We start from the raw sequence: 11,611 nt of genomic DNA on the forward strand, positions 1-11,611 counted from the left end.
CCATGAGCAGTAACGACACACGCCACGTCCAGGTCATGATCGTGGGCAGTGGGCTGTCCGGCCTCGGCACCGCCATCCGGCTGAGCCAGCGTGGCCTGTCCGACTTCGTGGTCATCGAACGCGGCCCCGATGTCGGCGGGACCTGGCGCGACAACACCTACCCGGGTGCGGGCTGCGATGTGCCCTCGCACCTGTACTCGTATTCGTTCGCGCTCAATCCTGATTGGTCCCGGTCGTTCTCGCCTCAGCCGGAGATCGAGCAGTACCTGCGCACTGTGTCCGAACGCTACGGCGTTCGTGACAAGCACATCTTCGACTGCGCGCTGACCTCGGCCCGCTGGAACGACGCCGACGGCCGGTGGGACATCGAGACCGGCAAGGGCGCCTTCACCGCCGATTTCATCGTCTCGGCGGCGGGTGTGCTCGCCGAGCCGAATCTGCCCGATATCAAGGGCATCTCGAGCTTCGAGGGCGAGATCTTCCACTCCGCGCGGTGGAACCACGACGCCACCCTGGCCGGCAAGAAGGTCGCCGTCATCGGCACCGGTTCCTCGGCGGTGCAGATCGTTCCGTCGATCGCACCCGAGGTGGAGCACCTCGACGTGTACCAGCGCACCGCCACCTGGGTGATGCCGCAGATCTCGCGGCCGTACCTCGGGCTGGAACGCTTTGCCTTCAAACGCGTTCCGGGCCTGCAACGGTTCATCCGGGCGCTGATCTACATCACGCGCGAGCTGTTCGTGATCACGCAGGTGAAGTATCCGTGGACCGGCATCGTGCTCGAGACGGTCGGGCGATTCAAGATGCGCTTCGAGATCCGTGACCCGGAGCTCCGCCGAAAAGTGCTGCCCCAGCACCGGATCGGTTGCAAGCGCATGCTCGTGTCGAACAAGTTCTACGGTGCGCTCGATCGTGACAACGTCGACGTCGTCACCGACGGCATCGCCGAGGTCCGCAGCGGTTCGATCGTGTCCGAGGACGGCACGGAGCGGGAGGTGGACGCGATCGTGCTGGCCACCGGTTTCCACGTCGCCGATTCGCCGACGTTCAACCTGTACACCGGTCGCGACGGCCGGACGGTGTCGGAGGCAGCCGATGCCGAGGGCTACCAGATGTACAAGGGCACCACGGTCGCCAATTTCCCGAACATCTTCTTCATGCTCGGGGCGAACTCGGGGTTGAACTACACCTCGCTGATCTACATCATCGAGTCCCAGATCAACTACATCGTCGACGCGATCACCACGATGGAGCAGCGCAACCTGCAGTCCTTCGAGGTCCGCCTGGACGCGCAGGTCGAATACAACGAGAAGCTCCAGCCGAAGATGGCCCGCACCGTGTGGGTCAACGGCGGCTGCACCAGCTGGTTCCTCGACAAGCACGGCAACAACTCGGCGCTGTGGCCGGACTTCAGCTTCAAATACCGCCGAATGGTGCGCACGTTCGACATCGACGCCTACGACACCACGACGAAGACACGATGACCGCACCGTCGACGCGCCACACCCGCGTCGCGATCATCGGCGCCGGCTTCGCCGGGCTGGGTGTGGCTGTTCGACTGCGCCAGTTGGGGATCGCCGACTTCGTCGTCTTCGAGCGGGCCGGCGATATCGGCGGTACGTGGCGCGACAACACCTATCCCGGCGCCGGGTGCGATGTCCCGTCGCAGCTGTATTCGTACTCGTTCGCCCGCAATCCGCACTGGACGCATTCGTTCTCGACGCAGCCGCAGATCCAGCGGTATGTCCAGGACGTAGTCGACCGGCACGGGGTGCGCGACTCGATCGTCCTCGACTGCGAGGTCATCGGCGCGCGCTGGAACAACGACACCGCGCGCTGGGAGATCCAGACCAGCGACGGCTCCTACACCGCCGACATCATGGTGTCGGCGGCAGGCCCGCTGAGTACCCCGAAGCTGCCCGACATCAAGGGCATCACCACGTTTCGTGGCGCGATGTTCCACTCCGCGCGCTGGGATCACGAGTTCGAGCTCGCGGGCAAGCGGGTCGCGGTCGTCGGCACCGGTGCGTCCGCGATCCAGATCGTGCCGTCCATCGCGGGTGAGGTCGCCAAGCTCGACCTGTATCAGCGCAGCGCGCCGTGGGTGTTGCCGCGGATGGGACGCAAGTACTCGTGGCTGGAACGCCTCTACTACCGGCGTGTTCCGGGTGCGCAGCGGTTGGCGCGCGTCGGCGTGTACTGGGTGCGTGAGTCGTTCGTGCTCTGGCAGTCCAAGTACCCACCGTTCGCCGACTTCTTCTCGCGCGGTGCGCGATTGAAGATGTGGTCGGTGATCCGGGACCGGGAACTGCGTCGCACCGTCACGCCCGGCTACCGTCTCGGGTGCAAGCGAATGCTGGTCTCGAACGTGTACTACCCCGCGCTGGCCCGCGACAACGTCGAGGTCGTCGCCGACGGCATCGCCGAGATCCGCGAGCAGTCGATCGTCGCGAACGACGGCACCGAGCGTGAAGTCGACGCCATCGTGCTGGCGACGGGCTTCCGGATCGCCGACTCGCCGACCTACGACCTGATCAGCGGGCGGGACGGCCGCACGCTGTCCGAGGTTTTCGGTGCCGAAGGGATGAGCGGGTACAAGGGTACGACCATCGCGAACTTCCCCAACATGTTCCTGATGATCGGCCCGAACGCCGCGCTGAGCTACACCTCGGCGATCTTCACCATCGAATCCCAGATCAACTACATCAGCGACGCCATCACCACGATGGCGGCCGGTGGGCTGCGCACGGTCGAGGTCAAGGCGGACGCGCAGGCCGGTTACAACCGGGACCTGCAGAAGAAATTCGACGGCACCGTGTGGAACGCGGGCGACTGCACCAGCTGGTTCGTCGACGAGAACGGCCACAACGCCACCCTGTGGCCGGATTTCAGCTTCCGGTTCCATCGGATGCTGAAGACCTTCGACGTCGAGGCCTACGAGACGACCCGGTCAGAATGAATTCTGCCGCGAGCTGACAGTCGGCGGCCGCGAGGAGGCCCGCAGCGGGTTCGCGGTGGGGAAGGTGATCGAGGGCAGGGTCACCCACATGCGCACCCGGGTGCCGGTCTCGTCGTGGTCGAAGGTGAGATCCTCGGTGAGTACCCGCATCATCTCCACGCCGCGACCGCGGTAGCCGGGGTCGGTGGGAGTGGGGATCCAGTTGCCGTTGTCGGCGATCTCCAGGACCACCCGGTCACCGTCGCAGCGGGCCGTGAGGTTCACGCGGCCCGGTTCGGTGTCACGGTAGGCGTGTTCGACGCTGTTGCTGCAGGCCTCGTTGGCGGCCGCGACGAGGTCGGCGGCCAGGTCGTGCGGAACCGCGGCGGTGGCGAACCAGCGGTAGAGACCACGGCGCACCCCGGCCAGTTCGGTCGCGGCAGCGGGAAAGTCGAGGCTCAGCGGCTCCGGGGGCTGGCGGTAGACGACCATGGCGACGTCGTCGTCGTACCCCGCGGGCGGGCACAGCCGCGACAGCACCGCGTCGGCGACGTCGCGGGGGAGTGCGGCGCCGGTTTCGCTGAGCACTTCGGCGATCTTGACGAAGCCCTCGGCGATGTCGTACCCGCGCTGTTCGACCAGGCCGTCGGTGAACAGCACCAGGGTGGCGCCCGGCGGGAGCGCCGTCGTGGCCTCCGGCCTGCGCGGCGTGTCGAAGGTGGCCAGGGGGACCGCGCGTCCGCCTTCGAGGATCCGGCCCGGTCCACCAGGTGGCGCGAGGACGGGCGGCATGTGGCCCGCGTTCGAGTACCGCACCATCCCGCGCTCCGGGTCGAGCACCGCCGCGCACACCGTCGTACACATGGCGCCCGGGATCCGGGAGGCCACGGCGTCGAGTTCGGCGAGCAGCTGTGCCGGTCCGGCCCCACGCAGCAGCAGAGCCCGTGCCGCGGTACGCAATTGGCCCATCACCACGGCGGCCGACAGACCACGGCCGACGCAGTCGCCGACGACGACGCCGATGGTGCCGTCACGCAACGGCACCACGTCGTACCAGTCGCCGCCGATCTCCAGCGGTGGCAGGGCGGGTTCGTAGTGCACCGAGAACCGGGGCGGCAGTTCGATCGGTCCGAGCATCGCCCGCTGCAGGGTGAGCGAGGTGGCACGCGCCTGATCGAAGTTGCGGGCGCGCTGCAGTGCCACGCTGAGATGGCCGACGAGCAGCGAGTACAGGGCCCAGTCGGCGGCGCTCACCGCGCGCGGCGCGCCGAAACGCACCCACAGCGCCGCGTCACCGGTCTCGCCGAGCGGCGCGACGACCGCGTCGACCCCGCCCTCGTCACCGGTGATGGCCGACAGGCCACGGGCGGATTGCCTGCGCGAGCGATCGAGCAGGGCCTGGGTGTCGTCGTCGAGCACGACGGGGCCGTCGGCGCGCGGGCCACTCTGCCGCATCGGCGTCGCGATGAATTGTGATGCGGCGCTGATAGTTTCGGGAGCGGGCTCCGCTTCTTCGCTGTTCGAAGGCGTCACGCCGCAGGAATAGACATCGGGGCGTCCGGTCCGGCTCGGCCAGATCGCGACCAGCGCGGTCTCGGCGCCCATGGTCCGGCGCAGCTCGTCGAGTCCGACCGCGAGGACCTCGACCATGCTCGTCGCCGCGCCGACGGCGGTGGCCAGGCGCGAGGCGGCCTGGTCGCGGGCCTGCGCGTCGTGCTCGGCGGTCACATCGCGCACGGTGCCGACGAAGATCCGCTCGTCGTTCTCCTGCTTCACCAGCGAGCTCGCGCTCACCGCCAGCCAGCGTTCCCGGCCGTCGCGATGCCGCACCGGCATCACGAATCGCGCTGCCTCCGTGCCGATCTGGGGGTAGCCGGTGCGATCGCTCAGTGCCCAGGGGTGCGGTAGCGAGAACGGCACCTCGGTGGCGCCGTAGCCGGTGAGTACCCCGAACGCGGAGTTCACCTCGACGATGGTGCCGTGGTCGTCGGCGACGAAGAACCCGTCCTGCAACGACTCGACGAGCGCGGTGCGAAACGCGTCGCGGCCTTCGAGATCCTCCGCGCGGGAACGCTGTTGCTCGTAGCGGCGGGTGCCGTCGAGATAGCCGCGGGTGGCGATATCGAGCGCCGCCATCGTCTGCAACAGGAACTCCAGGGCCACTTCGGCGCGGCGCGGATCGGCCTGGGTGTCGGCGTCCTCGGCGACGGCCCGGAAGTGATGCTCGGTGAGATCGAGCAGGCTGATGCCTTCCACGAGGGCCCGCCTGCCGAGGTCGTATCCCTCCGAGAGGCCGGCCTGGCCTGGTGCGGCGACGTGGCGGCGCATGGCCGCCGAATAGTCGTCGAGAAATGCGACCAGGACAGCGCTCATCGGCAACCTCTCATCGGCCGGGTCGGTGCGATCGGGCCGCGGTCTCGGGGCCTCACGGGCACGGCCCACGGAAACGCGCCGCCAGCACCAGCGCGTCGTCGGTGTCCTTCGCGTCGCGGGCGAGCAGATCGCCCGCGATGGCAGTGGCCGGTTTGGCCAGGTCCAGCGATTCCGGGCCGACCGCGACGATCCCGTCGGTAGCCATCAGCAGCAGATCGCCGGGGCGGATCGGCAGCGTCTGCGGCTGCAGGTGCGAGGGCAGCCGGTACCCGACGATGCCGCCGGTGAGCAGCATCGTGGCCCGCAGCTCCGGACCGGCAGGGCCGAGGGTGAGCAGTCGCGAATCGACGTTGCCCACACCGAGCCACTGCAGCGTCTCACCCGGCTCGATCAATGCCAACGACACCGCGGCGCCGCGAGTTTCGACCATCGCGCGATGACAGAGCACCATCAGCACATCCAGCGGTTCGCCACAGTTCTCGGTGAGGATGACCGTCGCGCGATCAGCGGCCTCGGCCGCGGGCGCACCGTGACCGAGCCCGTCGAGCACCGCGAACAGCACACCGGCGCCGGTGTCGAGCACGAGCGCGCGGTCACCGGAGACGTCCTGGCCGGGCAGTGCCCGACCGGCCGTCGACCACTCCATGCGCCCGATGATCCCGTCCTCATGCAACGTCGGGTACCCACTTCCACATCTCGATCAACGTCCCGCGGCCCGGGGCGGAATCGATGGTGAGGCGGTCCATCAGCCTGCGCGCGCCGGGCAGTCCGAGTCCGAGTCCGCGGCCGGTGGAATAGCCGTCTTCCAGCGCGCGGGGAATGTCGCGGATGCCGGGACCCTGATCCTCGGCTTGGATGACGAGCGCGCGGCGACCCTCGCGCAAGTCGATGAGCAGCCTGATCTCGCCGCTTCCCGCGTAACTGGTGATGTTGCGGGCGATTTCGGAGATGGCAGTGGAGATCATGGTGCGGTCGGTGAGGGTGAACCCGAGGTCACCGGCCAACTCGCTCCCGGCCTGCCGGGCCGTGACGATGTCCTCGGACACCTTGACCGCGATCGCCACCTGCTCAGCGGCCACTGTCGCGACCGTCTCGTCGCCGCGGGTGCCGATTCAGCCAGGAGAGGCCTTCCTCGAGATCCAGCGCGGTGTGCATGTCTTCGAATGTAAGGCCCAGTTGCACCATGGCGAAGGCGACTTCGGGTTGCAGCCCGACGATGACGGTTTCGGCGCCGCGCAACTGGGTCATGTGCGCGATGGTGCGCAACGAGCGCGCGGCGAAGGAGTCCATCACATCGATGGCGGTGACGTCGACGATGATGCCGGTCGCGCGATAGCGACTGACCTGCTTCATCAGGTCGTCCTGTAGCCGCTCGGTGTCGGCGTCGGTCAGGGCCGACTGTACCGAGGCGATCAGGTACGTGCCCTGCTTGAGAATAGGTACCGGCATGGTGGCTTGGTCAGCGCCCGTCCCGCTCGCTCAAGCGCTCGGTCACTCGGGAGACCTCGTATCCGAGGAGACGCTCGGCCTCTTCGATACCGCCCTGGAGGTCGCCGACCGCGTTCATCTTGGACAGATCGAGGCCGATGGTCACCAGGGTCAGCGCGATCTCCGAGGACAGGCCGGTGATGATCACGCTCGCGCCCATCAGGCCGGACGCGTCGACGGTCTGCACGAGGTGGTTGGCCACCACGGAGTCGATCGCGGGCACACCGGTGATGTCGATGACGACCACCTTGGCGCGATTGGCGCGGATGGCGCGCAGCAGCTGCTCGGTGAGCTGGCGGGCGCGCTGGGAGTCGAGCACACCGATGATCGGCAGGATGAGCAGCTGCTCGCGAACCTGCAGAACCGGGGTCGACAGCTCGCGGATGGCCTCTTGCTGGCGGCTGATGACGCGCTCGCGCTCCTGCACGAACGACACGGCCACGGTGTTGGCGATGCGGTTGGCGGCCGGTTCGTAGGCGTCGAGCACGCGATTGAGCAGCTCGAAGTTGGACTGGTACTTCTCGAAGAGGCTGCGTGCCAGCACGTCGCGCAGCAGCAGGACGATGCCGATGACCTCGTCGGTCTCGACGCCTCGCGGAATGATGCGCTCGGACAGGTCGCGGGCGTAGGCCTGCAGTGCCTCGACGCTACCGGTGACGAGCACCTCGACGTAGTTGTCGTACATCGACGTCGCCTCGGAGAAGATCTCCTCCGGGGTCATCGCGGTCAGCAGTTCGGCTTCGGTGATGCGCCGTGCCCACTCTTCCCGCAGCCCGGTGCGGTTCTGCCGCAGGTGCTCGACCAGCTGCGGGAGCAGGTTGTCGAGCGGTTGCGCCGGCAGCGAATCCGCCGAAAGACTCGTGGACACCTCGGACATGGAAACCCCTGCCCCTTTCGACGACGGATGTTTTCGGTGCGCACAGTGCGCGTTGAGCCTGAGCCTACTCATACCCCCTCTGTGGTGCTGCCCAAACGTGGCGCGCCCGGCTATTCCGGGGCGAACCCGCGTTCCAGCGCGCGCAGCGCCTGATTCAGATAGACGGTGAGATCGGTGTCACCGCGTTCGAGCCAGGCATCGAACGCGGCCCGTGCGGCGGCCAGGGTGGTGCGCCCGATGGCGAGGGGAATCAGGTCGCCCGCGTCGGCGCCGAGGCGGCTCGCCGCGAACTCTCCGACGGCGTGCTCCCACGCGTCGTAATGCGCCCCCGCGCCTGCCGAGAGGGCCGGAACTCCGGAGACGAGCCGCATTCTGGTGCGCAGTTCAGGGATGTCCTCGGGACGATATCTGTTGGCCGTTACCACAATTCGGCGCACAGCCGCCATCATCGGCTCGTCGTCGGGGACCGCGGCGAACGCGGCGCGCAGGTCGTCGACCTCGTTGTCGAACTGGTGCCACAACACTTCGGCCTTGGTGGGGAAGTAGCGGAAGAACGTGCGTTCGCTCACCCCGGCCTCGGCGGCGATGCGTTCGACGGTGACGTCGTCGAACCCGTGTTCGGCGAACAGCTTCATCGCGATCACCTCGAGCTCGCGGCGCGTGGTGCGTGGCGGACGCCCGCGGTGCCCCGACTGCTTCGGAATCGACATCGGTGCGCGCGGCGGCGGGGCGGACATGGATACAGGATAGGGACTAGCTTTCGACCTGCACGTGCTCTTGATTATGTCAGTGACTGACGTTAATGTTGGCGCCATGTTCGTGGCGCACCTCACATCGCCCGAGGCAGGTGTGCGCGCCGCCGAGGGAGTGATCCTGGTCATCCCACTCGGCGCGACCGAGCAGCACGGCCCGCATCTGCCGCTGTCGACCGACAGCGATATCGCGTCGGCGGTGAGCCGCCGGGCCGCGGCCGAGCGAACCGATCTGCTCCTCGCACCTGCCGTGGCCTACGGGGCCAGCGGCGAGCACGCGGGGTTCGCGGGCACCCTGTCGATCGGACAGGCGGCGCTGGAACTGCTCGTCGTCGAACTGTGTCGCTCCGCCACGGACACGTTCTCGCGGATCGTGCTGGTCAACGGGCACGGCGGCAACGTGGAAGCGCTGCGCCGGGCCGTCACGCTGCTGCGGTCGGAGTCGCGCGACGTGCGTCTGTTCTCGCCCGGCTACGGCGGCGACCCGCACGCCGGGCGCACCGAGACCTCGATCCAGCTCGCGCTGCGCCCCGACCTGGTGCGCACCGAACTGGCCGAACCGGGAGACCGCCGCCCGCTGGCCGAACTGCTGCCGCTGCTGCGCGCGGGCGGTGTGCGGGCGTGCAGTCCCAATGGAATCCTCGGCGACCCCACCGGATCGAGCGCCGACGAAGGCGTCGGCCTGCTGGCGATCGCCACTACCGCACTACTGGAAGACCTGCGCCGATGGTGGCCGCAGGATCATGAGGAAGGACCCCGATGAATCCCTGGTTCGAGACCGTTGCCGAGGCGCAGCGGCGCGCCCGCAAGCGCCTGCCGAAGTCGGTGTACGGCGCGCTGATCGCCGGATCGGAACGCGGACAGACCATCGAAGACAACCAGACCGCGTTCACCGAACTCGGTTTCGCCCCGCACTGCGCGGGCCCGATCGGCGACCGTGACCAATCGACCACGGTGCTCGGTCAGCAGGTGTCCATGCCGGTGCTGATCTCGCCGACCGGCGTGCAGGCGGTGCACCCCGACGGTGAGGTCGCCGTCGCCCGCGCCGCGGCGGCACGCGGAATCGCCATGGGGCTCAGCTCCTTCGCGAGCAAGCCCGTCGAGGACGTCATCGCGGCCAACCCGGCGACCCTGTTCCAGCTGTACTGGTGTGGCAACAAGGATCAGATCCTCGAGCGGATGGCCAGAGCGAAGAAGGCCGGTGCGGTGGGCCTGATCCTCACCCTGGACTGGTCGTTCTCACACGGTCGCGACTGGGGCAGCCCGGTCATCCCGGAATCGCTGAACCTGCGCACGATGATGAAGTTCGCGCCGCAGACCCTCGCGCGCCCCCGCTGGCTCGCGACCTACCTGCGTTCGGGCAGCATCCCCGACCTCACCGCGCCCAATATGGCGATCGGCGGCGGCGCGGCTCCCGGGTTCTTCGGCGCCTACGGCGAATGGATGCAGACACCGGCACCCGATTGGGACGATGTCGCCTGGATCTGCGCGCAGTGGGACGGCCCGGTGCTGCTCAAGGGCGTGATGCGGGTCGACGACGCCCTGCGCGCCGTCGACGCGGGCGTCGCGGGCATCTCGGTGTCCAACCACGGCGGCAACAATCTCGACGGCACCCCCGCCGCCATCCGCGCCCTGCCGGTGCTCGCCGACGCGGTCGGCGACCAGATCGAAGTGCTCCTCGACGGCGGTATCCGGCGCGGCAGCGATGTCGTCAAGGCCGTGGCGCTCGGTGCGCGCGCGGTGCTGATCGGGCGCGCCTCCCTGTGGGGCCTGGCGGCCAACGGTCAGGCCGGTGTCGAGAACGTTCTCGACATCCTGCGTGGCGGTATCGATTCGGCGTTGCTGGGTCTGCGCAAGACCTCGGTCACCGACCTGACCCGCGACGACATCATCGTTCCCGCCGGTTTCGAACGCGCGTTGGGCGTCGTTTCGGGTCGAAAGGATTCCGGCAAAGAGGATTTCGCTACCAACGGAACAGTCGTGAGCGGCGCCGCTGCTGGATAGTATCGGCGGTTGGTCATCACCGCCCGAGGGGGAATTCGTGAGTGTGGTTTCGGAAATCGAGGGTTCGCGCAGGCGAATCATGATGTCGCGCAGCGTGTCCTACACGCTGCCCGCCGTGGTGGCGGTGGCGCTGGTCTCGGCCGGATGTGGCACCGCCACCCCGAAACCGGCACCGCGCGCGGCCTCGACCACCCTCACGACCACCTCGAAGCCGCCGCCGACGACATCGCGGGTGAGCACCACGACCCCGACCGCCGCCACGCCGGCGTCGGTCGGTGTGTGCGTGGACAAGACGACCAACGTCCGCGTGGCCGACGACCGGTGCGACACCAGCGATACCACGTACTCGCGCTTCTGGTATCAGCACACCGACACCTTCGTGTACCCGGCGATCGGCGTCGCTGTCGCCCTGGCGGCGGGCAGTTTCCTGCGTCCGACCAGCGGCGACGTCTTCGACCGCGGCGCACCCACCAAGGGCGGCTCGGTAGCGCGCGGCGGGTTGGGCAAGGCCCGTCCCGACTCCTCCGGCGGGGGCGGCAGCGGCGGGTCCTAGTCCTCGCCGGGCGCGGCGGTCTGCAGCCGGCCGATCGGTTCGGCCGACTTCGCGTCGCGGTGATGATCGACGAGCACGTCGTAGATCTCCGCGAGTGTCGCGAGCTGGTCGCGATCGAGTACATCGATCATGTGCTTGCGCACGCTGCGCACATGGGCGGGCGCGGCGGTGGTGAGCAGTTGCCCGCCGGTCGGGGTCAGCTTGGCCACGGTCCGGCGCTGGTCGTGCGGCATCGTCTCGCGAGAGACCAGGCCGCGCTTCTGCATGCGGGTGATCTGGTGTGAGAGCCGGCTCTGCGACCACTCGAGCGCGCAGGCCAGGTCGGCGAAGGTGAGCCGCTGACCTGGCGCGTCGGCTAGGTAGGCCAGCACGGAATACTCGACATAGCTCAGGTTGGCTGCCCGGCCGGCGTCGCGCCCGATCGCCGCGGCGATCAGGTCGCGGGTCCGGACATAGCCCAGCCAGGCACGCATTTCGACATCATCGAGCCACTGTGGATCGGTCACGATCGAGCTCCAGATTCTGAAGGTGCAGGCTTCGGATTGAACGGTGCACTCCCGCCACCGCCCGGAGAATGGGTAGCACCGTTTGTGTTGAACGTGCAACCTCGATAATGGTTGAGATAG

12 protein-coding genes are annotated in these 11,611 nt (G+C 68.2%); 5 read left to right on the forward strand and 7 right to left on the reverse strand.

Annotated elements, in window-relative coordinates:
• Window positions 1–2 precede the first annotated feature (2 nt).
• Both ACFVJ5_RS02525 and ACFVJ5_RS02530 read left to right on the forward strand, forming a co-directional pair.
• On the forward strand, window positions 3–1,484 hold the full coding sequence (locus ACFVJ5_RS02525) for a flavin-containing monooxygenase (RefSeq protein WP_379218145.1): 1,482 nt from the start codon (window positions 3–5) through the stop codon (window positions 1,482–1,484).
• On the forward strand, window positions 1,481–2,959 hold the full coding sequence (locus ACFVJ5_RS02530) for a flavin-containing monooxygenase (protein ID WP_379218146.1): 1,479 nt from the start codon (window positions 1,481–1,483) through the stop codon (window positions 2,957–2,959). The genes ACFVJ5_RS02525 and ACFVJ5_RS02530 overlap by 4 nt, the downstream gene beginning before the upstream one ends.
• Here ACFVJ5_RS02530 and ACFVJ5_RS02535 read toward each other — a convergent pair.
• From ACFVJ5_RS02535 to mftR, 6 genes are all read right to left on the reverse strand, one after another.
• Entirely contained in the window at window positions 2,951–5,311 is a 2,361-nt protein-coding gene (locus tag ACFVJ5_RS02535; RefSeq protein WP_379218147.1) for a SpoIIE family protein phosphatase, read from the reverse strand. The two genes, ACFVJ5_RS02530 and ACFVJ5_RS02535, sit on opposite strands and share 9 nt — an antisense overlap.
• A gap of 52 nt (window positions 5,312–5,363) precedes the next feature.
• Complete coding sequence (locus ACFVJ5_RS02540) at window positions 5,364–5,957, reverse strand: SpoIIE family protein phosphatase (protein WP_170112222.1); 594 nt, start codon at window positions 5,955–5,957, stop codon at window positions 5,364–5,366.
• Window positions 5,958–5,976: 19 nt separating this feature from the next.
• Entirely contained in the window at window positions 5,977–6,390 is a 414-nt protein-coding gene (locus ACFVJ5_RS02545; protein ID WP_056809992.1) for an ATP-binding protein, read from the reverse strand.
• Window positions 6,380–6,760 carry an STAS domain-containing protein gene (locus ACFVJ5_RS02550; RefSeq protein WP_056809990.1) on the reverse strand — a complete coding sequence of 127 codons (381 nt, stop codon included), beginning with the start codon at window positions 6,758–6,760 and terminating at the stop codon, window positions 6,380–6,382. Before ACFVJ5_RS02550 ends, ACFVJ5_RS02545 begins: the two co-directional genes overlap by 11 nt.
• A gap of 10 nt (window positions 6,761–6,770) precedes the next feature.
• Window positions 6,771–7,676, reverse strand: a complete 906-nt coding sequence (locus ACFVJ5_RS02555; RefSeq protein ID WP_056809988.1) for an STAS domain-containing protein — start codon at window positions 7,674–7,676, stop codon at window positions 6,771–6,773.
• A 110-nt stretch (window positions 7,677–7,786) separates the two neighbouring features.
• On the reverse strand, window positions 7,787–8,413 hold the full coding sequence (gene mftR / locus ACFVJ5_RS02560) for a mycofactocin system transcriptional regulator (protein ID WP_379218148.1): 627 nt from the start codon (window positions 8,411–8,413) through the stop codon (window positions 7,787–7,789).
• A 76-nt stretch (window positions 8,414–8,489) separates the two neighbouring features.
• On the opposite strand from mftR, the gene mftE reads away from it, so the two are divergent.
• The 3 genes from mftE to ACFVJ5_RS02575 are packed head-to-tail and all read left to right on the forward strand — an operon-like array spanning window position 8,490 to window position 10,985.
• A complete protein-coding gene (mftE, locus tag ACFVJ5_RS02565; RefSeq protein ID WP_379218149.1) occupies window positions 8,490–9,191 on the forward strand; it encodes a mycofactocin biosynthesis peptidyl-dipeptidase MftE in 702 nt (233 codons plus the stop codon).
• A complete protein-coding gene (mftD, locus tag ACFVJ5_RS02570) occupies window positions 9,188–10,432 on the forward strand; it encodes a pre-mycofactocin synthase MftD (protein ID WP_379218150.1) in 1,245 nt (414 codons plus the stop codon). Before mftE ends, mftD begins: the two co-directional genes overlap by 4 nt.
• A gap of 37 nt (window positions 10,433–10,469) precedes the next feature.
• Complete coding sequence (locus ACFVJ5_RS02575; RefSeq protein ID WP_379218151.1) at window positions 10,470–10,985, forward strand: hypothetical protein; 516 nt, start codon at window positions 10,470–10,472, stop codon at window positions 10,983–10,985.
• Here the strand turns inward: ACFVJ5_RS02575 and ACFVJ5_RS02580 are convergent.
• Entirely contained in the window at window positions 10,982–11,491 is a 510-nt protein-coding gene (locus ACFVJ5_RS02580) for a MarR family winged helix-turn-helix transcriptional regulator (protein WP_379218152.1), read from the reverse strand. The two genes, ACFVJ5_RS02575 and ACFVJ5_RS02580, sit on opposite strands and share 4 nt — an antisense overlap.
• Window positions 11,492–11,611 lie beyond the last annotated feature (120 nt).

This window comes from Nocardia sp. NPDC127606 (assembly GCF_042671725.1).
Classification (GTDB): domain Bacteria; phylum Actinomycetota; class Actinomycetes; order Mycobacteriales; family Mycobacteriaceae; genus Nocardia.